Raw genomic sequence first — 20381 nt, forward strand, 5'->3', positions numbered from 1 at the left:
CCGGCCCCGCCTCGCCTGACATCGCATCGTCAGGTGTATCCGAGGGCGGGACAGCGATGATTCTACGGGAGGAAAAAGGGTGGGGGATGAAAAAATGTGTCGGGGTTTGAATTTGTTGGGAATTCTCTCAAAGTCATCCCCCTTTTTTGGCCAGTGACGCCGAGTTTGTGGCTTTGCCCCTCACCCTACCCTCTCCCCGCAGGCGGGGAGAGGGGGGCGCAAGCGGTGGCCGTCTCGGCCTTCTCCCCGCTTGCGGGGAGAAGGTGCCCCGAAGGGGCGGATGAGGGGCAGAGGCTGCAGGCGCGACGCCGATCTCCCCCTTGGTGGGGAAGACTTCGGAGCGGCGGCCGAAGGCCGGAAATCGATCCAGTGAATCGATTTCAGCGAACGGAGGCCTGAGCGCGACGCCGCGCGAAGGCTGGAAGAGGAATTGGCCCGATCAGGGCCAAAGCTTGAGATTTCGCAAGAGGAGGGCTCGGTGAGGGGAGAGCCAACGGAACTGTGCCCCTCTCCTGGAAAATCTGAAGTTTAGGCGGCTTGCGCGCGCCTAAGCCTTCGATTTTCCGTCCTCCCCCGCATGGGGGAGGTGGGCTGCGGCGTGGGTATCGACCCAGCTGACGTCGTGGCGATTTCGAGCGCATCGGTGGACATTCTTTAAAGGGCGAGGTTCTGGCGTCCGATCTCCCCCTTTGCGTCTAGGTTCCTCCCGTGATCTCGGCGTGCAGATCAACCGATTCACTCTTGGCCGCCGTTGATGGGCATGCGTCTGGTCCCGATGATCCAGTCACCGTCACGACAAGAGCGTCGTTGGGACGCAGCGCGTGCTCCCGACCTTCAAGGGCGTCGCGGCTTGCCGAAGGGGTCGATGAGGATTTCGGGTTCGATGGGCGGGTTTCGCAGGTCGTCCGGCGGGGCGAAGCCGGGTTCTTCCAGCAGGAAGCGGCCATCGACCCAGCCGGAGATGCGGGGGCGGGTGACGGTTGCGATGCGGCACCAGTAGCCGCCGCTGATATCCTTGCAGGAGAGCCGTTCGATCGGCTCACCGTCCTCCAGCGCATGGATCACGCGGAACCTGGGGCCGGCACCGGAATAGACGGCGAGGCGCTTGCCGGGGGGCAGGCCGCGGACATGCCAGAGATAGGTGTCCATCACGGCGCCGCCACCGTCGAGATTGGGGGCGGGGATCACCTGGGGCTGCTGAGCATGTGATGCCGGGGAGCCAAGAGCAGTCACGGACAGGAGCGCCGCCGCTGCGAGCATGGCCTTGTGGCTCTTGTGTCTGACGTCTTTTGGCTCGCCGCGCATTTCGCTCTCCTGATTCCACATCATGATACGGAGGAGAAAGGCGGGGTGCCACCGGTTTGGTCTGTCAGGGTAAACGTGCCGGCTGTTTCCATCGCAATGGGCGGAGGGAGATGGCGCAGCGTCGGGGATGTCAGTGAAATCGCTGCTCCAAAAATGATCCTGTGGCGAACTTGCCAACCTCCCATGCGGGAGTAATCTACTCTCGACAACCAATAGGGGAGTAGGGCGATGCGTTTTGTTGGAAATGCAATATGGTTTGTTTTCGGTGGAGCGGTTCTGGCGCTCGTCTGGCTGCTCGGCGCGGCCCTGTTTGCCATCAGTATCATTGGCTTGCCGGTGTCACGGGCGGCCTTTGAGATTGCAAAAATGTCGGCATTCCCGTTCGGAAAGGATGTGGTTCACATCCGAGAACTGGATGCAAAGGGACTGTCCGCCGTGACTGCCGTGACGGGGACGATCGGTTTCGTGGCAAACATCGTCTGGGCGTTGACGTTTGGTTGGATCCTCTTTCTGGGGCATCTGGCGGCAGGCATCGTCAATTGCCTGACCATCATCGGCATCCCCTTCGGCATCCAATCCTTCAAGTTGGCCGGCATCTCACTATGGCCGGTTGGCCGCCGCGTCGTCAGCATCGAGTTGGCCCAGCTCGCACGGGAAGAGAACGCGAAGCTGGTTCTCCAGAGAATGCGCGCCGCCTAAAGGACATGGGCGGCACGGTCCAGCCATGCCGCCCAAAACTCGCTCAATGCGCGATCATCACATGGCGGACGGTCGTGTAGTCCTCCAGCGAGTAGAGCGAGAGATCCTTGCCATAACCCGACTGCTTCATGCCGCCATGGGGCATTTCGTTGCAGAGCATGAAGTGGGTGTTGATCCAGGTGCAGCCGTAACGCAGCTTGGCGGCGTTCTGCATGGCGCGGGAAATGTCCTTGGTCCAGACGGAGGAGGCAAGGCCGTAGTCGCTGTCATTGGCCCAGGTCACGGCCTGTTCGGGATCGGTGAAGCGGGTGACGGAGACGACGGGGCCGAAGACTTCGCGGCGGACGATTTCGTCGTCCTGGGTTGCGCCGGCAATGACGGTCGGCGTGTAGAAGAAGCCCTTGTCGGAGCCGAGCTTGCCGCCGGCGACCACTTCCATGTGCTTGTGTTCGGCAGCCCGGGTGACGAAGCTTTCGACGCGGTCGCGCTGGCGCTTGGAGATCAGCGGCCCGATTTCGTTGTCGGCATCGTCGTCCTGGTTGAACTTGATCGTCGAGACGGCGGCTGCGAGATCGGCGACGAAGCGGTCGTAGATCTTGTCGGAGGCGTAGATGCGGCAGGCGGCGGTGCAGTCCTGGCCGGCATTGTAGTAACCGAAGGTGCGGATCGCGGCGACGGCGGCGTCGATATCGGCATCGTCATGCACGATCACGGGGGCCTTGCCGCCGAGCTCCAGATGGGTGCGCTTGACGTTCTTGGCGGCGGCGTTGAGCACCTTCTTGCCGGTGGCGATGTCGCCGGTGATCGAGACCATCGCGATCTTCGGATGGTTGATCAGCGCATTGCCGACGCTTTCGCCACGGCCGAGCACGACATTGATGACGCCTTCCGGCAGGATGTCGGCCATGACCTTGGCGAGCTTCAGCGCTGTCAGCGGGGTCTGCTCGGAAGGCTTGAAGACGACCGTGTTGCCGCCGGCAAGCGCCGGTGCCAGCTTCCAGGCCATCATCATCAGCGGATAGTTCCAGGGGGCGATCGAGCCGATGACGCCGACGGCATCGCGGCGGATCATCGAGGTGAAGCCCGGCAGGTATTCGCCTGACACCGGAGCCTGCAGGGTGCGGATCGCGCCGGCGAAGAAGCGGTAGCAATCGACGACCGCCGGAATTTCATCGTTCAGCACGGCATTGATCGGCTTGCCGCAGTTGAGGCTTTCGAGTGCTGCGAAGGCGGCTGCGTCCTTTTCGATCGCGTCGGCGATGGCGAGCAGGTAGCCGGCGCGCTGGCCGGGGGTGGTCTGCGACCAGCTGGTAAAGGCGCCTTCGGCCGCATCGACGGCGGCTTCCACCTGAGCGATCGAAGCTTCCGGGAGATCGACGATGGCGTCGCCGGTCTTGGGGTTCAGGATCTTCTCCTCCGTCTCGGAACCGGCCTCGAACTTGCCGCCGATCAGCATCTGGGTGTCCATGTTTTTTCTCCCTTTCATTACACGTCAATTGTGAGACCGCGCGGCAGGGGCTGCACGGTGGTTGTGGTTCATTTTCCGCTGCCGGCAATCTGGTCGGTATCGCGGGTGAGATAATAGGCGGCCAGGATCGGCAGGAAGGTGACGATCACCACGACCATGGCGACCACGTTGGTCACCGGGCGCTGGCGCGGGCGGATCAGTTCTTCCAGCATCCAGATCGGCAGGGTCGACTGCTGGCCGGCAGTAAAGGTGGTGACGATGACCTCGTCGAAGGACAGCGCGAAGGCGAGCATGCCGCCGGCCAGAAGCGCTGTCGCGATGTTCGGCAGGATCACATGGCGGAAGGTCTGGAAACCATCGGCGCCGAGATCCATGGAGGCCTCGATCAGCGAGCCGGAGGTGCGGCGGAAGCGGGCCACCGCATTGTTGTAGACAACGACGACGCAGAAGGTGGCGTGGCCGAGGATGATTGTCCAGACGGAGAAGGGGATATCGGCAATCGAAAAGGCCGAACGCAGGGCAATGCCGGTGATGATGCCGGGCAGCGCGATCGGCAGGATGACGAGCAAGGAGATCGCTTCCCGGCCGAAGAATTTGGTGCGGGCGACGGCGGCGGCGGCGAGCGTGCCGAGGATCAGCGCGATGACCGTGGCGATGCTAGCGACCTTGACCGAGAGTGTGAGCGCTTCCCAGATGTCCGGGCGGTTCCAGGCAACGGCGAACCATTGCAGCGTGAAGCCCGGTGGCGGCCACTGGAAGCTCTTTTCCTCCGTGGTGAAGGCATAGACGAAGATGAGCAGGATCGGCAGATGCAGGAAGGCAAGGCCGACGCCGGCGGCGATCTTCAGGGACAGGCCCGAGGACTGGGAGCGGTCAGAGCGCATCAAAGGCCCCCATGCGTTTGGCAATCGTGAGATAGATGCCCATGATGACGATCGGCACCACCGAGAAGGCGGCGGCGAGCGGGATGTTGCCGGCGGTGCCCTGCTGGGCATAGACGGCCTGGCCGATGAAGAGCCTGGAGGTGCCGACGATCTGGGGGATGATGTAGTCGCCCATGGTCAGCGAGAAGGTGAAGATCGAGCCCGCGACGATGCCGGGCAGGGCGAGCGGAAAGAGCACATGGCGGAAGGTCTGGCGGGAGTCAGCGCCGAGATCGCCCGAGGCTTCGATCAGGTTGCCGGGCACACGTTCGAGGGCTGCCTGGGTCGGCAGGATCATGAAGGGCAGCCAGACATAGACGAAGACGATGAAGGTGCCGAGATAGCTGATCGACAGCGAATTGCCGCCGATGACGGGAATGGCGAGGATGGCGTCGAGCGCCCAGGTCAGATGCAGCTTGGCGAAGATCCAGTTGAGGATGCCTTCCTTGGCGAGGATCAGCTTCCAGGCATAGACCTTGACGAGATAACTCGACCAGAGCGGCAGCATGATGCCGAGATAGAAGACAGCCTTCCAGCGGCCCTTGGCATAGCGCGCGGCGTAATAGGCGATCGGGAAGGCGATGACCGCGGAGGCGAGGGTGACGGCGGCCGACATCAGGAGCGTGCGCAGGATGATGTCGAAATTGGCCGGCTGCAGCAGCTGGCCATAGGTCGAAAGGGTGAACTCGTAATTGATCAGCCCGGAGAACTCGTCGATCGCGAAGAAGCTCTGCAAGAGAAGCGCCAGCAGCGAGCCGACATAGATGATCCCGAGCCAGAGTAGGGGCGGCACCAGCATCAGAACCAGCAGCAGGTTGGGCCTCTGCCAGAACAGATCCGAGAGCCGCCCCATCGGGCCCTGACGCCCAGCTGTGATGGCGGGTGCGGAGGTCGCCGTCATGCGGCTTCCTCCATGTAATGCAGGTCAGATGGTGACCAGGCGATGTGGATGCTTTCGCCCGCCTGCGGCGCGGTCATGCCGGCCGGCAGCGAGACGGTGAGCGGGGTTGCGGCCGTTTCAACGAAGAGTTTTGTCGAAGCGCCGAGAAAGCTTGCCGAGCGGATGGTGGCGTTGACGCCGCCTTCGGAGACGATGCGGATGGCTTCGGGTCGCAGGCTCGTCCAGCGCGCTTCGCCGCCGAGTGCCTTCATCGCTTCGGGCGGGATGACGTTGGAGGAGCCGACGAAATCGGCGACGAAGCGGGTGCGGGGGCGGTTGTAGATCTCGTGCGGCGTGCCGGCCTGGACGATCCTGCCGTCGTTGAAGACGGCGACACGGTCGGCCATCGAGAGCGCTTCGCCCTGGTCGTGGGTGACGAAGACGAAGGTGATGCCGAGCGAACGCTGCAGGCTCTTGAGTTCTTCCTGCATCTGCTCGCGCAGCTTCAGGTCGAGTGCGCCGAGCGGCTCGTCGAGCAGCAGGACCTTCGGCTTGTTGACCAGCGCCCGGGCAAGCGCCACACGCTGGCGCTGGCCGCCGGAGAGCTGGCCGGGCTTGCGGGCGCCGTAGCCGGGCAGCTTGACCATCTCCAGGGCCTGTTCGGCCTCGCGGTGGCGCTCGGCCTTGGCCACACCCTTGACCATCAGGCCATAGGCGACGTTGTCGAGAATGTTCAAATGCGGGAAGAGGGCATAGTCCTGGAAGACCGTGTTGACGTTGCGGCGATAGGGCGGCACGCCCTCGGCGGTTTCGCCAAAAATCTCGATATGGCCTGACGTCGGCTGTTCGAAGCCGGCGATCAGGCGCAGGCAGGTCGTCTTGCCGGAGCCGGACGGGCCGAGCATGGCGAAGAATTCGCCGGGTGCGACGGTCAGATCGACGCTGTCGACGGCTTTGACGCTGCCGAAATGGCGCGAGACCTTCGAGAAGGAGACGGCTGCGGTCATGGTGGCTCCAGCTTCATCTCTCCCCTTGCGGGAGAGAATGCGATTTCAGCAGCTTAGCGTCAGCTAAGTGCTAGAAATCGCAAGAGAGGGGACGTGGGTTTCAGCCCCTCTCTTGCAAAATCTAACGCTTAGCCTCGCTCCGCTCGGCTAATTCGTTGATTTTGCTTTCTCCCCCGCAAGGGGGGAGATATGGCGGTTACCGGCCGCCGATCACGCCGATGTAGTCGGAGACCCAGCGGTGGTAGGGCACGCATTCGCCGGTGCTGCACTTCGAGGTCGGGGTGCGCCAGAACTTGATCTTGTCGAAGTTCTCATAGCCGTTGGTCTTGCAGCCCTCGTCGCCGTAGAGCGCATTGCCCTTGCAGGCGGCGGGGACGGAGGGCACCGTGCCGAACCAGGCGGAGACGTCGCCCTGGACCTTGGGCGAGAGCGAATGCTCCATCCACATATAGGCGCAGTTCGGGTGTTCGCTCTCGGCATGCAGCATGGTGGTGTCGGCCCAGCCGGTCACGCCTTCCTCGGGGAAGGTGGAGGCGATCTTGGCGCCTTCGGCCTTCATCAGGTTGACCTGGAAGGGCCAGGAACCGGAGGCGGCGACGCCTTCGTTCTTGAAGTCGTCGATCTGGATCATGGCATCGTGCCAGTAGCGGCCGACCAGCTGGCGCTGGCCGCGCAGCAGGTCGAGGGCGGCCTTGTACTGGTCTTCATTCAGTTCGTACGGGTCCTTGATGCCGAGTTCCGGCTTGTGGGCCATCAGATAGAGGGCGGCGTCGGCGACATAGATCGGGCCGTCATAGGCCTGGACGCGGCCCTTGTTCGACTTGCCGTCGGGCAGGTTCATTTCTTCGAAGACGACGTTCCAGCTCTTCGGCGCTTCGCCCTTGAACACGTCGGTGTTGTACATCAGGACATTGGCGCCCCAGACGTAAGGCGTGCCGTAATGGACGCCGTCCTTGGTGTGCCAGGGGGCGTTCTGCAGGCGCTCGTCGATTGTGCTCCAGGAGGGGATGAGGGCCGTGTTGATCGGCTGGACGCGCTTGCCGGCGACGAGGCGCAGCGACGCATCGCCCGAGGCGGTGACAAGGTCGAAGCCGCCTTCGTTCATCAGGGCGACCATTTCGTCTGATGTGGCGGCGGTCTTCACCGAGACCTTGCAGCCGGTCGACTTTTCGAAATCGGTGACCCAGTCGTAATTCTTGTCGGTCTCGCCGCGCTCGATATAGCCGGCCCAGGCGACGATGGAGAGCGCGCCTTCACCGGGGCCGAGTTCCTTCAGCGGCTCCTGGGCGACGGCGGCGGTGGTCAGGCTGAGTACGGAGGCGAGGACGGTGCAGGATTTCAATAACGACTTCATCGCGAGGTCTCCCGTTTGTGAGGCCGCGTTTTTGCGGCCATTGTTCCCGGCGAGAAAGTTGCCGTGATTTAACCGCATTCGCAAATTCATTCGCCAGAATGGTGGTATCGGTTTTTCCGATGGCGTGGTGGTTGAGGTTGTTGTTCTTAGGCGCCCCTCATCCGGCTGCCGCCACCTTCTCCCCGTGAACGGGGAGAAGGGCGCTGCGGCCGCCGTTTTCGCCTTCTCCCCGCTCGCGGGGAGAAGGTCCCGGTAGGGGGATGAGGGGCTATTCTTTGGGGCCTGCGAGGTGTTTACCTGACCCGCCCACTGCGGCTCGCCTCGGCAATCCCGACAAAATCGCGTGCCGCCTGCGGCAGGCTCGATCCCTTGCGCCAGACCATGCCGACCTGCACCACAGGCAGCGCGCCTGACACGTCGCGGCTCTCGATGCGGTCGCCTTCCAATGACCAGGGGCGGTAGACGAGGTCGGGGAGGAGGGCGACGCCGGCGCCGGTGGCGACCAGGCTGCGGACCGCTTCCACCGAGCGCGTGCGGAAGGCCACATGCGGGCGAGCGCCGAGCGCCGAGAGGAGCTTGCCGGTGTTTTCCTCGATTTCGTCCACCGTCAGCATGATCAGCGGTTCGCGGGCGATGTCCTGCACGGAGATGATATCGGCTGAGACCAGCGGATGGCCGATGGGGAGCCAGAGGCGGTAGGGTGAGGTTTCGAGAATTTCCGCCTGCAGGGCCATGCGGTCGCGCAGGTTGGAGATGACCATGACGGCGACATCCAGTTCGCCGCCGATCAGCAGGTGTTCCAGATAGGAGCCATTGTCTTCCATGGCCGTCACTTCGACACCCGGGCAGGCGCGGCGATAGCGGGCGAGCAGATCGGAGAGCACGTAACCGGCAACCAGCGACGTCACGCCGATATTGAGCGTGCCGCCGGTGCTGTTTTGCGTTTCGGTGAAGACGTTGCGGGCGTCGGAGACATCGGCGAGGATCTTCGTCGCGTGGCGGAGAAACTGGTGGCCGTTATAGGTGATGGTCAGGCCGCGCGGGTGGCGCTCGAAGAGTTCGACACCGAGATCACCCTCCAGCTCCTTGATCGCTTCGGTGACCGAGGACTGCGAAATTGAGAGGTTCTGGGCGGCGCGCGTGACCGATCCCTGTTCTGCCACGGCGACGAAATACTGCAACTGACGGAAGGTGAAGGCCATGGCCTTTTGAAGCACGGCACCCGGCGAGAGGCAAGGTCATCGCGATCGGTCGCGGCGAGGGGTTGTCAGGTTGCAGGGCAGGTTTGCAATACTGGGCTGGTCAAAGAGCATGCAGGGTGTAGGATCGTCTTGCCCGCGCCGTTGCTTCGTCCACGGATCCCTCCTCGTGCAAAGTCCCCTTGATCCCATGAAATCGACGCCGCTCGGCTATCTCTTCACCTTTCTCGCCTTTTCCGTCTTTGCCATCCAGGACGGGCTTTCCAAACATCTCGGCGAGACCCACTCGCCGGTTCAGGTGGCCATGGTGCGCTACTGGGCCTTCGTCGCCTTCGCGCTCTTCCTGGCGATGCGCTCAAGCGGCGGCCTCAGAACGGCGGTCAACACCAAGCGGCCGTTCCTGCAGATCCTGCGCGGTCTCCTGCTGTTCACGCAGATCCTGGTCTCGATCGTTGCCTTCACCAAAGTCGGTCTCGCCCAGAGCCAGGCGATCTTTGCCGCAGGCCCGATCTTCGTGGCGCTGCTGTCCATGCCGATCCTCGGCGAAAAGGTCGGCTGGCGGCGCTGGACAGCCATTCTGTTCGGCCTTGTCGGCGTGGTGATCATGCTGTCGCCCACCGGAGACGGCTTCAACATCTATATCTGGCTGCCGCTGATGTGCGCGGTGATGGGCGCGATCTACGGAATCGCGACGCGGCTGGTCAGCCGCGACGACCAGCCGTCGACCAGCTTCTTCTATCTGGCGATCGTCGGCTTCATCGGGTCCAACCTGCTCGGGCCGTTCTTCTGGACGCCGTTCACGGCCGTCGACTGGGGATTGATGATCGGGCTGTGCTGCACCGGCATCATCGGCCATCTGTCGCTGATCAGGGCCTATGAAAATCTCGATGCGGTCATCGTTCAGCCGATCTCCTACTGGCAGCTGGTGCTGGGCGCGGTCATCGCCGTTACCGTGTTTGGAGAGGTGTTGCGCTGGAACACGGTGGTCGGTGCCGTGATTGTCGTCGGGGCAGGCCTTTTCACCGTCTGGCGGGAATGGGTGGTGTCGCACCGCGCCAAGCGGGCCGAGGAAGAAGCGCGGGTCTGAGCGGCGGCCGCGCTCTATTCCTCCGCAGCGATCCGCTTCAGTTCCTCCAGACCCACCGGCGCGACAGGGCGGAAGTCCAGGCCGTAGACCCGGTTTGCACAATCGCGCCTCACTCTTTCGATCTGGGATTTCTCGCCCCGAATGCGGGCGCGCAGGAGCGGATCGCGGGTGCCTGTGATCGCCATCGACTTGTTGATCACCCAGCCATAGGGCGCGATGCCGGCGCGGTGCAGGTCATCCTGGAGCGCGGAGGCTTCCGAGACCGGTGTCGTCTCCGGCAGGGTGACGAGCAGGACACGTGTATAGGCGGGGTCTTGCAGGCGCATCAGCGGGGTCACCATGCGGCCGGGTGCGGCGTCGTCGAGATGGCGGGTCATCTGGCGGTGATAGGCGCCTGTCGCATCGAGCAGCAGCAGCGTGTGGCCGGTCGGGGCCGTATCGATGACGACGAAGCTTGATCGGGCTTCGGCGACGACGCGGGAGAAGGCATGGAAGACCGCCACTTCCTCGGTGCAGGGCGATGCGAGGTCTTCGCGCAGCAGGGCTTGACCGGCGTCATCGAGATCGCGGCCCTTGGTCGCCATGATCTTGTCGATATAGCGGGTCGTTTCGGCTTCGGGGTCGATTCGGTCGACGGTCAGTCCGGGCATGGCGGCGGCGCCGACGACGAAGGAGAGGTGGGCCGCCGGGTCTGTGGTGGTGAGGTGGACCGTGTGGCCACGGGCGGCAAGCCCGACGGCGACGGCGGCGGCGACTGTGGTCTTGCCGACGCCACCCTTGCCCATGACCATCACAAGGCCCTTTCCGCTTGCCGCGATTTCGCCGACCAGCTTTGAGAGGCGGGGAAGCCCGGGGCTTTCGACGGTGTCGTCTGCGGTCTCGGCAGGAGGCGTGAGGTCCGTTTCGGACAGCAGTCCGCGCAGGGCGGCGAGCCCCACCATGTCGAAGGATTTCAGGGCGACCTCGTCGCGGGGGAGCGATGCGAGTGCCGTTGGCAGGTCCGTCAGTGCCTTGGTCTGTTCTGCGGCGAAGGCTGCGGCCACGGGGTCATTCGGGTCTGATGGCGTGAAGCGGGCGTTGACGGCGAGCATCTGGTTGGAAAGGCCGAGTTCCGAGAGTTCTCCAGCCGTGCGGGCGGCTTCGCGGATGGCGCCTCGGTCGGCCCTTGTGACCAGAACGATGGTGGTGCGGGCGGGATCGCCGAGGCATTCGAGCGCCGTGCGGAAGCGGTCTTCCTGCATTTTCAGCCCGGAATGGGGGCCAAGGCAGGAGGCGCCGCGTTCGTTGGCCTCCAGGAAGCCGGTCCAGGCTTTCGGCAGGCTGAGGAGCCGGAGGGTGTGGCCGGTGGGCGCGGTGTCGAAGACGATGTGGTCGAAGCGCGGGTTGTCATCGGCGAGCAGGCCGACGAATTCGTCGAAGGCGGCAATCTCGGTGGTGCAGGCGCCGGACAGCTGCTCGCGGACGGCGGCGCGGTCCTTGTCGGTCGCCTCCGGTGCCATCTGGTCGAGCACGCGTCGGCGGTAGTCTTCGGCCGCCGTTTCCGGATCGATGTTCATGGCGGACAGGCCGGGGACGCCCGGCACCGCTGTCGGATCGCTGCCAAGGGGCAGGCCCAGCATTTCATCAAGATTGGAGGCGGGATCCGTGCTGACGAGCAGGATCTTCAGGCCCTGATCGGCGAGCGCAATCGCTGTCGCGCAGCTGAGCGAGGTCTTGCCGACGCCGCCCTTGCCGGTGAAAAACAGGTGGCGGGTGGGATTTTGAAGCAGGTGCATCGTCGACATGGGCTTCATCCTCGCTTTGATGCGGAAACCCTAGTCCGACCCGGCCCTTGCGGATTTGATCCATGGCAAGTGCTCGATGATCACATGCCTTCTGCGGCGGTGATGCGGTTGACGCTGCGGGCCTGCCAGAGCGTGCGGAAGAAGGCGAGCACGAAGATGCCGCTCATGATCAGCACGATGGTCGGGGCCGGTGCGCTGTCGATGAAGAAGCTGAGATAGATTCCGGCCACGGACGAGGCTACCGCGACCGCGACGGCTGTCACCAGCATGGTGCCGTAGCGCTTGGTCAGCAGGAAGGCGATGGCGCCGGGGGCGACGAGCATGGCGACCGAGAGGATGATGCCGACGGCCTTCAGGGCGCCGACGACGACCAGCGAGAGAACGGCGAGCTGGCCGTAATGCAGGAGGCGGACCGAGAGGCCGATCGCCTGGGCATGCTGCGGGTCGAAGGCATGGGCGAGGAGATCCTTGCGCAGCAGGATCAGGAAGAGCGTGGCGAAGAGGGCGATGAGGCCAGTCTCCAGGAGGTCAGACGGCAGGATGCCCAGCATGTCGCCGAAGAGGATGTGGTCGAGATGGACGGAGCTTTCGACCTGGACATAGAGAACGAGGCCGAGGCCGAACATGCCGGAAAAGACGATGCCGAGCACGGTGTCTTCCTTGATGCGGCTGTTCTCCTTGATGAAGCCTGTGAGCAATGCGCAGAAGAGGCCGGCGATGAAGGCGCCGATGGCGAGCGGGATGCCGGCGATATAGGCGATGACGACGCCGGGAAGCACTGCGTGGGAGACGGCGTCGCCCATCAGCGACCAGCCTTTGAGCACCAGCAGGCAGGAGAGCAGCGCCATGGGGATGGCTATCATCAGCGTGACGACGAAGGCCGTCTGCATGAAGGGCAGCTGGAAGGGGAGGAGCGCGAGTTCGAGGGTTTCGCTCATGCGGGGCGCTCCTCGGGAAGGCCATGGGGCTCTGCCGGCGCTGCGGAAGGCATGGGTTCCAGCGCTTCGCGGGCGCGGCTGCGGGCGGCGAGCAGGCCGTGTTTGGGGGCAAAGAGGAAGGCCAGGAGGAAGATCACCGTCTGGAGCACGACGATGATGCCGCCGGTCGCACCGTCGAGGAAGTAGCTCGCATAGGCGCCGATGAAGCTGGTGCCGGCGCCGATGCCGAGCGCCATGAGGATCAGGCGCTGGAAGCGGTCGGTGAGCAGATAGGCCGTGGCGCCGGGTGTGACGACCATGGCGATGACGAGGAAGGCGCCGACGGTCTGCATGGCGGCGACCGTGGAGGCGGCGAGGAGGGTGAAGAAGATTACCTTCAGGCGTTCGGGTTTGAGGCCGATGGAGCGGGCGTGGTTTTCGTCGAAGAAGGTGACCATCAGGTCCTTCCACTTCAGCGTCAGCACGAGGAGGCTGATGCCGCCGATCAGGATCAGCTGCAGCGTATCGGCGGGTGTGATGGCGAGGATGTTGCCGAGCACGATGGTCTTGATGTCGATGGAGACAGGCGAGATCGAGACCATGAACAGGCCAAGACCGAAGAAGGAGGTGAAGATCAGGCCGATGATCGCGTCTTCCTTGAGCTTGGTGCGCTGGTTGAGGAAGAGGATGGCGATGGCCGCGAGACCGCCGGAGAGGAAGGCGCCGAAGGCGAAGGGGAGGCCCAGCATATAGGCGCCGGCGACACCAGGGACGATGGCATGGGAAAGCGCGTCGCCGATCAGCGACCAGCCTTTCAGCATGAGATAGGCGGAGAGGAAGCCGCAGACGGCGCCGACGAGTGCGCTCACCAGAATGGCGTTGCGCATGTAATCATAGGTGAAGGGCTCAACCAGGGTCGCGAGCATCTGATGTTCCCGGTTTCGGCTGGCCGTAGATGACGAAGGGGCGTTCGTCGTCGGTGATGACCTTGACCTCGCGGCCGTCTTCGTCGTCGTGCAGGTCGGTGCCTGAGAGCACGAAGTGGCGGAGCGCGCCGCCGAAGGCGGTCTTGAGGTTTTCTTCGGTGAAGGTGTCCTCGGTCTTGCCGGAGGCGATGACCGTGCCTTTGACAAAAATCGTGCGGTCGCAGAAATCAGGCACGCTGCCGAGATTGTGGGTCGAGACCAGCATGACGCGGCCCTCTGCGCGCAGGTCCTTCATCAGGCCGATGATCTGTTCTTCGGTGGTGACATCGACGCCGGTGAAGGGTTCGTCGAGCAGGATCACCTGGCCTTCCTGGGCGAGCGCGCGGGCGAGGAAGACGCGCTTGCGCTGGCCGCCCGAGAGTTCGCCGATCTGGCGCTTGCGATAGTCGTTCATGCCGACGCGGGACAGTGCCTCGTCGACCAGCTGGTGGTCGCGCTTGGAGGGGATGCGCAGGAAGCTCATATGGCCGTAGCGGCCCATCATCACGACGTCTTCGACGAGGACGGGAAAATTCCAGTCGACCTCTTCGGCCTGGGGCACATAGGCGACGAGGTTCTGCTTCAGCGCCTGCCTGACGCTCATGCCGAGCACGCGGATCTCGCCGGAGGCGACCGGCACGAAGCCCATGATGGCCTTGAAGAGGGTGGATTTGCCGGCGCCGTTGACGCCGACAAGGGCGGTGATGGTTCCGGGCGGGATGGCAAAACTGGCGTGGCGCAGGGCGGTGTGGCCGTTGCGATAGGTGACCGTCACATCCTCTGCGGCGATGCCTTCGCGTTTGCGTCTTGCGCCCGATCCCATGATCATCCGGCAAATCCCTTCACGATGGTCGAGACCGTTACCTTCAAGAGATCCAGATAGGTCGGGACCGGTCCATCCGGGTCGCTGAGCGAGTCCACATAGAGGACGCCGCCATAGCGCGCGCCCGTTTCGGCTGCGACCTGTTTGGCCGGCTTGTCGGAGACGGTGCTTTCCGAGAAGACGACGGGGATCTTGTTGGCCACCACCTGGTCGACGACGGCCCTGACCTGCTGGGGCGTGCCCTGGCTGTCGGCATTGATCGGCCAGAGATAGAGTTCCTTCATGCCGAGGTCGCGGGCGAGGTAGGAGAAGGCGCCTTCGCTGGTGACGAGATAACGCTCGTTTTCCGGGATCTTCGCGATCTCGGCCTTCATCGGTTCGATCTCGGCTTGGATCTTCTGGGAATAGGTGCGGGCATTGGCCTCGTAGATCGCGGCATTGGCCGGATCGAGGTCGGTCAGCGCCTTGCGGATGTTTTCGACGTAGATCAGTGCGTTTTCCGGCGACATCCAGGCATGCGGATTGGGTTTGCCTTCATAGGCGCCGCCGGAAATGTCGATGGGGGCCACGCCGTCGCTGACGGTCACGGTCGGGACATTGCCGAGATTGGCGAGGAATTTTTCGAACCAGGCTTCGAGAAAGAGCCCGTTGCGCAGCACGAGGTTGGCGTCGCGGGCCTTGAGGATATCGCGGGGCGTGGGCTGGTAGCCGTGGATCTCGGCGCCGGGCTTGGTGATGCTTTCGACGTCGGCTGCATCGCCGGCGACATTCTTGGCGATGTCGGCAATGACCGTGAAGGTGGTGACGACCTTCGGCTTGTCAGCGGCATGGGCTGCTCCGGGCAGCATAAGCGCCAGGGCAAAAAGACTGCGGGCAAGCTTTGGCAACATCAGCGGCATCCCGTTCTTGCAAGTCATTCCTATTAAAATCTATCGCGCGCCGACGCATTGTCAATGCATTTGCAAATCATTTGCAAAAAGACCGCCCAGGCGAGGCTTTCAGCGGGCTTGAAAGACCAGCGCGAATTGCCGTGTGGCGGTTAAAGGTTCTGCAAGGAGCCGCGCCTATGCTCACACGCAGTATTGCGTAATGGTCGAGGGTGGTGTGATGGCGGAGTTGCAAGCGTGAAGGTGCCGAAGCTTCACCTGTCGCGGAAACTCGTGCTGATCGTGGGCGGCGTTCTCGTCCTGTGCGGCGGCACGGGCGGGGCTGCCGTCTATATCGGCGCCGACACACTGCTCGGGCCTTCCTATGCCGAGCTGAACGGGCTCGAATGCACGGAAGTGCAGACCGTCGAGATCCACAAGAAGGACCGCTTCTGGATCCGCAAATATGTGACCACCAACGAAACCGCCGATGGGCTGACCCGGATCAAGACGGCGCTGCGCGTGGCCAAGGTCGTGCAGGAGACGAAAAAGGCCGATCTCGTGCAGGTGGTCGTCCTCGACCTGAACGGACCGAAGGAACGCGGCCAGATGCGCGGACGGGCCGTCGGCGCCGACGTCATCTTCGTTCCCGATCCGCACCGGGTTCCCGAGGCGGCAACGGCCCGCATGCTGACCGCGCGTTATGCGGACGGGCCGGCAGCGGCCAATGGCGAATTTTTCGGCCAGCGGGTCGACATGATGGAAGGCGATATCCAGGCGCTTCTGGCCAAGCTCGATGACAGCGCCGATTGCATCAAGCCGGAAGTCGTTGTGCCGGAGGGCGAGGGCCATGGCGATGCGCATGGCAAGAAGACCGACAGCCACGGCAAGAAGAGTGATGGCCATGGAGATGGCGGTCACGGCGAAGCTGCGGCCGATGGGCATGGCGAGGCGCCGGCAGATGGTCATGGCGAGGCGCCGGCAGATGGTCATGGTGAAGCGCCGGCCGGCGAGCATGGCGCAGAGACACCGGTTGCCGAACACGGCGGCGGCGAGAGCAAGGGCTGGATGGCCTCGCTGATGGGCATGGTTGGCCTTGGCGGTGACGAGGCGCCGGCCGAAGGCCATGGTGCGGCGGATGCCGGACATGGTGAAGCGCCCGCCGAGGGGCATGGCGATCCGGCTGCGGCCGGCCACGGGGATGGCGGTGGCGAAGGCCATGCCGCGCCGGCTGAGGACAGTGCCGCGTTGCCGGAGGGCGAACATTCCACCGAGGGGGCTGCCCCCGGTGATGCGAATTCTGAGCATGCCCCGGCGCCGGCCGATGCCGCAGCCGTCGGGCATGAGGCGCCTGCGCATGACGCTTCCGCTCCGGCGGAGGCCCCGGCAGGGAATTCGGCTTCCCATGGCGATGCGGCCGCAGTTCCTGCCGAGAGCGGGCATGCCGATGCTGCGGGGCATGGGGCTTCGACCGAGGGCGAGCAGGCGTCTGCGTCGGCGGCGCACGAGGCTGAGGTGCCGGTGGAAGAGGTTCCAGTCGAGGAACCGCAGGCGCATGATGGCGCGGCAAGCGATGCGCCCGCGCATGAGGCTGCGAGCGCCGAGGCACCGACCGAGGATGCTGGCTGGTTCTCCTCGCTGAAGAGCATGGTTGGCCTTGGCGGTGACGAGGCTGCCGCTCCGGCGGATCCCGGCGGAGATGCCGCCGCACCGGCTGAAACTCCTGCCGGATCGGGTGCGGCGAGCGCCGATCATGGTGCCGCCTGGCTTGAGAAGATGCGATCCCAGCCGATCGAGCCTGTCGGCGATGCCGCTGCGCCGGGAACGGCACCGGAAGAGCATGGTGCTGCTGCGGATCATGCACCTGCGGCTGGGACGGCGGATGCCGGGCATGCTGTCGAAGGGCATGCTGCTCCCAACGAGGATGAAACGAAGCTGCCGCCGAAAAAGATCATCCCGGCCGAGGAAGCCAAGGCCGGGCATTGAGGGCGGGTTTGCCGGGCTCTGGTCCTCGTGACCGTTTCCCTCAGCAGGTCGGTTCGGGAAACTCGGCGATTGCAGCCTTCAGCCATTCGATGAAGTGCTGCGTCTTGCGGCGGCCCTTGCGCGCCACCCTCACCCCGTAGCGATGTTCACTCATGTGAAAGCCGAAGGGGGCGACCAGCCTGCCGGATGCGACATCGCCTGCCACGAGGTGCCAGGGGGCGATGGCGACACCGAGGCCGCTCAGGGCCGCCTCGATGGTCAGGTGATAATGGTCGAAGGTGCGGGACTGGCGGGGTGGCGTCGTGCGGCTGTCGGCGGCAAGCCGTGACCATTCGTGCCAGACATGCGGGCGCGTGCGCGTTTCCAGGCGGGGCAGGGCGTCGAGCCTCACCGTGTCCGTCTGTCCCGGAGCGAAACCCGGAACTGCCGAGGGGGCGACCACGAGGCCCAACTGTTCCTCGAACAGCAGCGTGCAATCCTCCGGGATCGCGGTGCCGGGTTCCAGGACGACGATCTGGACATCGACCGGACTGCGCGGCGAGCGGTCGTCGGTCGCAAGGCGCACGTCGTAGCGCGGATATCGGGCGGTGAAATCATGCAGGCGCGGCACCAGCCAGCGGATGGCGAAGGTGCTGAGGCAGGCGACATCGAGAATGCTGTCGTCGCCCCGTGAGATGAGCCGCAGCGCATCGTCGATCTGATCGAAGGCATTGGTGAGGGCAAAGCCGAAGACGCGGCCCTCGGGCGTCAGCTTCGGCCGATTGCGTGCGCCCTCGAAGAGCGGGGTTCCGATCACCGCTTCCAGATGGCTGACATGCCGGCTGATGGCACCATGGGTGACGGCAAGCTCTTCCGCCGCCTGGGTGAGGGTGCCGTGGCGGGCGGCGGCTTCAAAGGCGCGCAGGGCAGCAACAGGGAGATTCTTGCGGTTCTTCATGTGAGTAGAAGTCACAAAGGATGCGCCTAGATGTCAATAGGTGCGCTGCCTTCGGCGTGATAGTTCGCCTTCATCTTTATCACGTTACAGAGGTTTCCAGCATGCCCTTCGTCCGGACAGCACTTCCCCACGGCACCGATGCCGCACGCAAACGTCACATCGTGGAGGGGATTCACGACGCTCTGGTCGAGGGGATCGGCATGCCGAGCGACGAGCTGTTCAATCTTGTCAGCGAATATCGGGACGGGGAGTTCTTCTTCGATCGCGGGTTCAACGGCATTGCCCGATCGGATGCGGTGATCGTGGTGGAAATCACCATGCGGCGCGGGCGCAGCGATGCGATGAAACGGGCGCTCTATGCCGCGATCACTCGCAATCTTGAAACACGGGCGGCCGTTTCGCCGAAGGACGTTTTCATCTTCATGCACGAGAATGACTATTCCGACTGGAGCGTCGGAAACGGCGTCTTCGCCATGGCGATCGCCCAGCAGCGCGGCACCGACGCCTGAGGCGTCGCATCGCAGGTCATTCCGGTCAGCACAACGCCCGCAGTTTGTCGCTGCGGGCGTTTTTTTTCTCTCGAATTGTTCCCACGCCGTAGCCGGGATCTTCTGCCGTCTCAGTCGGCCTTGTTGCGGCGGGCCGGGAAGAGGATGATGTCGCGGATCGACGGGGCGTTGGTCAAAAGCATGATCAGTCGGTCGACGCCGATGCCGAGGCCGCCGGCGGGCGGCATGCCCTGGTCGATCGCATCGAGGAATTCGTCGTCGAGCTGCTTGTCCTTTTCGCCGCGCGAATGGGCCTGTTCGAGCTGCTCGACCATGCGCTTGCGCTGCTCTTCCGGGTCATTCAACTCGGAAAACGCGTTGCCGACTTCCCAGGCGTTGCAATAGGTCTCGAAGCGTTCGACGAGGCGCGGTTCGCCCGGCACTTCCTTGGCGAAGGGCGAGATGTCTTTCGGGAAATGCGTGACGTGGCTCGGCTGGATCAGCGTGCCCTCGACCTTCTCCTCGAAGATGAAGGCCAGGCATTCGCCCCAGGTCCAGTCCTTCTCGACGGCAAAACCGGCGGCCTTGGCGGCGGTGCGGGCTTCTTCGTCGGTCTTCATCGCGAGGAAGTCGATGCCGGTCGCTTCTTTGACGGCATCCGGCATGGGCACGCGCTTGAACGGACCCTTGAAGGAGATCTGCTTGTCGCCGAAGGTGACCTCGGGCGTGCCGTGGATCGAGACGGCGAGCGTCTCGAACAGCCGCTCGACGAGGCCCATGATGTCCTCGTAGTCGGCATAGGCCCAGTAGCATTCCATCATGGTGAATTCGGGATTGTGGCGGGTCGACACACCTTCGTTGCGGAAGTTGCGGTTGACCTCGAAGACCTTGTCGGCGAGGCCCGAGACCAGCGTGCGCTTGAGGAACAGTTCCGGCGCGATGCGCAGATACATGTCCATCTTCAGCGTGTTGTGGAAGGTCTTGAACGGATCGGCGGTGGCGCCGCCATAGACCGTCTGCAGCATGGGGGTCTCGACTTCGAGGAAGCCTTCGCCCTCCATGAAACGGCGAAGCCCGGAGATGATCTTCGAGCGCTGCAGGAAGCGGAGCTTGGAATCCTCGTTGGTGAGGATGTCGAGGTGGCGCTTGCGGTAGCGCAGCTCGATGTCGGAGAGGCCATGATACTTCTCCGGCATCGGGAGCAGCGTCTTGGTCAGCATGGTGATTTCATGGGCGTTGATGGTGAGTTCGCCGCGCTTGGTGCGGCGCACCTGGCCCTTGACGCCGATGATGTCGCCGAGGTCGATCATCGGCAGCAGCGCGCGGGCTTCTTCCGGCGTCGTGTCCTTGTGGGAGAAGATCTGGATCTTGCCGGAGGCGTCATGGATGTCCATGAACATGCCGGAATTGCGCGAGGAATAGACGCGACCGGCGACCGTGATGATGTCATCAGACGTTTCGTCCAGCTCAAGCCCTGCGTATTTCTCGGCGAATTCCGCGTTCGTCATCGTGCGGTGGAAATGCGCCGGATAGACGTCGCCGACCTGTTCGCGCAGCAGCGCGAGTTTCTGGCGGCGGACTTCCGTCGGGTCGGAGGAGAGGGCGGTTTCGGGTGTCTGTTCGGTCATCGTGTGTTTGCCTTCGGCGGCTGTCATCGTTTCGGTCACCCCCCTCTGCCCTGCCGGGCATCTCC

Annotated in this window: 18 protein-coding genes; 4 read left to right on the forward strand and 14 right to left on the reverse strand. The window is 63.8% G+C overall.

All coding sequences use genetic code 11. The features are described 5' to 3' along the window. Positions 1 to 834 precede the first annotated feature (834 nt). Positions 835 to 1305, reverse strand: coding sequence for an SH3 domain-containing protein (locus DMY87_RS11565; protein ID WP_110791484.1), 471 nt, complete (start codon positions 1303 to 1305; stop codon positions 835 to 837). Between the two features lie 228 nt (positions 1306 to 1533). Here DMY87_RS11565 and DMY87_RS11570 point away from each other — a divergent pair, with 228 nt between their 5' ends. Further along, entirely contained in the window at positions 1534 to 2004 is a 471-nt protein-coding gene (locus DMY87_RS11570; protein ID WP_110791485.1) for a YccF domain-containing protein, read from the forward strand. Between the two features lie 43 nt (positions 2005 to 2047). Here DMY87_RS11570 and DMY87_RS11575 read toward each other — a convergent pair whose 3' ends face one another. The 6 genes from DMY87_RS11575 to DMY87_RS11600 form a co-directional block, all read right to left on the reverse strand. Further along, on the reverse strand, positions 2048 to 3472 hold the full coding sequence (locus DMY87_RS11575; RefSeq protein ID WP_110791486.1) for a gamma-aminobutyraldehyde dehydrogenase: 1425 nt from the start codon (positions 3470 to 3472) through the stop codon (positions 2048 to 2050). Positions 3473 to 3540: 68 nt separating this feature from the next. Beyond that, positions 3541 to 4356 (reverse strand): ABC transporter permease, encoded by an 816-nt coding sequence (locus DMY87_RS11580; RefSeq protein WP_110791487.1) that lies wholly within the window; start codon positions 4354 to 4356, stop codon positions 3541 to 3543. Then, the gene (locus DMY87_RS11585) at positions 4346 to 5296 is read right to left on the reverse strand and encodes an ABC transporter permease (RefSeq protein ID WP_110791488.1); all 951 of its coding nucleotides are present in this window, start codon (positions 5294 to 5296) and stop codon (positions 4346 to 4348) included. The genes DMY87_RS11580 and DMY87_RS11585 overlap by 11 nt, the downstream gene beginning before the upstream one ends. Next, positions 5293 to 6282 carry an ABC transporter ATP-binding protein gene (locus tag DMY87_RS11590; RefSeq protein WP_110791489.1) on the reverse strand — a complete coding sequence of 330 codons (990 nt, stop codon included), beginning with the start codon at positions 6280 to 6282 and terminating at the stop codon, positions 5293 to 5295. The genes DMY87_RS11585 and DMY87_RS11590 overlap by 4 nt, the downstream gene beginning before the upstream one ends. A gap of 196 nt (positions 6283 to 6478) precedes the next feature. Further along, entirely contained in the window at positions 6479 to 7636 is a 1158-nt protein-coding gene (locus DMY87_RS11595) for an ABC transporter substrate-binding protein (protein WP_110791490.1), read from the reverse strand. A gap of 293 nt (positions 7637 to 7929) precedes the next feature. Then, the gene (locus DMY87_RS11600) at positions 7930 to 8838 is read right to left on the reverse strand and encodes a LysR family transcriptional regulator (RefSeq protein ID WP_110791491.1); all 909 of its coding nucleotides are present in this window, start codon (positions 8836 to 8838) and stop codon (positions 7930 to 7932) included. 187 nt (positions 8839 to 9025) lie between these two features. Between DMY87_RS11600 and DMY87_RS11605 the strand changes: the two genes are divergently transcribed. Further along, entirely contained in the window at positions 9026 to 9922 is an 897-nt protein-coding gene (locus DMY87_RS11605; RefSeq protein ID WP_110791492.1) for a DMT family transporter, read from the forward strand. Positions 9923 to 9936: 14 nt separating this feature from the next. Here the strand turns inward: DMY87_RS11605 and arsA are convergent, their stop codons facing one another. The 5 genes from arsA to DMY87_RS11630 form a co-directional block, all read right to left on the reverse strand. Next, positions 9937 to 11706 (reverse strand): arsenical pump-driving ATPase, encoded by a 1770-nt coding sequence (gene arsA, locus DMY87_RS11610; protein ID WP_110791493.1) that lies wholly within the window; start codon positions 11704 to 11706, stop codon positions 9937 to 9939. 80 nt (positions 11707 to 11786) lie between these two features. Next, positions 11787 to 12644 carry a metal ABC transporter permease gene (locus DMY87_RS11615; RefSeq protein WP_110791494.1) on the reverse strand — a complete coding sequence of 286 codons (858 nt, stop codon included), beginning with the start codon at positions 12642 to 12644 and terminating at the stop codon, positions 11787 to 11789. After that, positions 12641 to 13549: a metal ABC transporter permease gene (locus tag DMY87_RS11620; protein WP_110791495.1), complete on the reverse strand. Its 909-nt coding sequence runs from the start codon at positions 13547 to 13549 to the stop codon at positions 12641 to 12643. The genes DMY87_RS11615 and DMY87_RS11620 overlap by 4 nt, the downstream gene beginning before the upstream one ends. Then, complete coding sequence (locus tag DMY87_RS11625) at positions 13530 to 14417, reverse strand: manganese/iron ABC transporter ATP-binding protein (protein ID WP_280953045.1); 888 nt, start codon at positions 14415 to 14417, stop codon at positions 13530 to 13532. The genes DMY87_RS11620 and DMY87_RS11625 overlap by 20 nt, the downstream gene beginning before the upstream one ends. Further along, positions 14414 to 15301 (reverse strand): metal ABC transporter substrate-binding protein, encoded by an 888-nt coding sequence (locus DMY87_RS11630; protein WP_110792147.1) that lies wholly within the window; start codon positions 15299 to 15301, stop codon positions 14414 to 14416. Before DMY87_RS11630 ends, DMY87_RS11625 begins: the two co-directional genes overlap by 4 nt. Before the next feature lie 234 nt (positions 15302 to 15535). Here DMY87_RS11630 and DMY87_RS11635 point away from each other — a divergent pair, with 234 nt between their 5' ends. Further along, on the forward strand, positions 15536 to 17263 hold the full coding sequence (locus DMY87_RS11635; protein ID WP_110791496.1) for a hypothetical protein: 1728 nt from the start codon (positions 15536 to 15538) through the stop codon (positions 17261 to 17263). A gap of 40 nt (positions 17264 to 17303) precedes the next feature. On the opposite strand, the gene DMY87_RS11640 is transcribed toward DMY87_RS11635, so the two are convergent. Further along, complete coding sequence (locus DMY87_RS11640) at positions 17304 to 18200, reverse strand: LysR substrate-binding domain-containing protein (RefSeq protein ID WP_110791497.1); 897 nt, start codon at positions 18198 to 18200, stop codon at positions 17304 to 17306. Between the two features lie 101 nt (positions 18201 to 18301). Between DMY87_RS11640 and DMY87_RS11645 the strand changes: the two genes are divergently transcribed. Beyond that, positions 18302 to 18709: a tautomerase family protein gene (locus tag DMY87_RS11645; RefSeq protein ID WP_110791498.1), complete on the forward strand. Its 408-nt coding sequence runs from the start codon at positions 18302 to 18304 to the stop codon at positions 18707 to 18709. A 110-nt stretch (positions 18710 to 18819) separates the two neighbouring features. On the opposite strand, the gene lysS is transcribed toward DMY87_RS11645, so the two are convergent. Beyond that, a complete protein-coding gene (gene lysS, locus DMY87_RS11650) occupies positions 18820 to 20316 on the reverse strand; it encodes a lysine--tRNA ligase (protein WP_110791499.1) in 1497 nt (498 codons plus the stop codon). Between the last annotated feature and the right edge of the window lie 65 nt (positions 20317 to 20381).

This window comes from Peteryoungia wuzhouensis, from assembly GCF_003205195.1.
GTDB classification, from domain to species: domain Bacteria; phylum Pseudomonadota; class Alphaproteobacteria; order Rhizobiales; family Rhizobiaceae; genus Allorhizobium; species Allorhizobium wuzhouense.

Bases quoted from the DNA above. Each gene is read 5' to 3' on its own strand.
- DMY87_RS11615 (WP_110791494.1), bottom strand. From the start codon at position 12,644: ATGAGCGAAACCCTCGAACTCGCGCTCCTCCCCTTCCAGCTGCCCTTC.
- DMY87_RS11640 (WP_110791497.1), bottom strand. From the start codon at position 18,200: ATGAAGAACCGCAAGAATCTCCCTGTTGCTGCCCTGCGCGCCTTTGAA.
- DMY87_RS11625 (WP_280953045.1), bottom strand. From the start codon at position 14,417: ATGATCATGGGATCGGGCGCAAGACGCAAACGCGAAGGCATCGCCGCA.
- DMY87_RS11585 (WP_110791488.1), bottom strand. From the start codon at position 5,296: ATGACGGCGACCTCCGCACCCGCCATCACAGCTGGGCGTCAGGGCCCG.
- arsA (WP_110791493.1), bottom strand. From the start codon at position 11,706: ATGTCGACGATGCACCTGCTTCAAAATCCCACCCGCCACCTGTTTTTC.
- DMY87_RS11620 (WP_110791495.1), bottom strand. From the start codon at position 13,549: ATGCTCGCGACCCTGGTTGAGCCCTTCACCTATGATTACATGCGCAAC.
- DMY87_RS11595 (WP_110791490.1), bottom strand. From the start codon at position 7,636: ATGAAGTCGTTATTGAAATCCTGCACCGTCCTCGCCTCCGTACTCAGC.
- DMY87_RS11580 (WP_110791487.1), bottom strand. From the start codon at position 4,356: ATGCGCTCTGACCGCTCCCAGTCCTCGGGCCTGTCCCTGAAGATCGCC.
- DMY87_RS11590 (WP_110791489.1), bottom strand. From the start codon at position 6,282: ATGACCGCAGCCGTCTCCTTCTCGAAGGTCTCGCGCCATTTCGGCAGC.
- DMY87_RS11570 (WP_110791485.1), top strand. From the start codon at position 1,534: ATGCGTTTTGTTGGAAATGCAATATGGTTTGTTTTCGGTGGAGCGGTT.
- DMY87_RS11645 (WP_110791498.1), top strand. From the start codon at position 18,302: ATGCCCTTCGTCCGGACAGCACTTCCCCACGGCACCGATGCCGCACGC.
- DMY87_RS11600 (WP_110791491.1), bottom strand. From the start codon at position 8,838: ATGGCCTTCACCTTCCGTCAGTTGCAGTATTTCGTCGCCGTGGCAGAA.
- DMY87_RS11565 (WP_110791484.1), bottom strand. From the start codon at position 1,305: ATGCGCGGCGAGCCAAAAGACGTCAGACACAAGAGCCACAAGGCCATG.
- DMY87_RS11630 (WP_110792147.1), bottom strand. From the start codon at position 15,301: ATGTTGCCAAAGCTTGCCCGCAGTCTTTTTGCCCTGGCGCTTATGCTG.
- DMY87_RS11605 (WP_110791492.1), top strand. From the start codon at position 9,026: ATGAAATCGACGCCGCTCGGCTATCTCTTCACCTTTCTCGCCTTTTCC.
- lysS (WP_110791499.1), bottom strand. From the start codon at position 20,316: ATGACCGAACAGACACCCGAAACCGCCCTCTCCTCCGACCCGACGGAA.
- DMY87_RS11575 (WP_110791486.1), bottom strand. From the start codon at position 3,472: ATGGACACCCAGATGCTGATCGGCGGCAAGTTCGAGGCCGGTTCCGAG.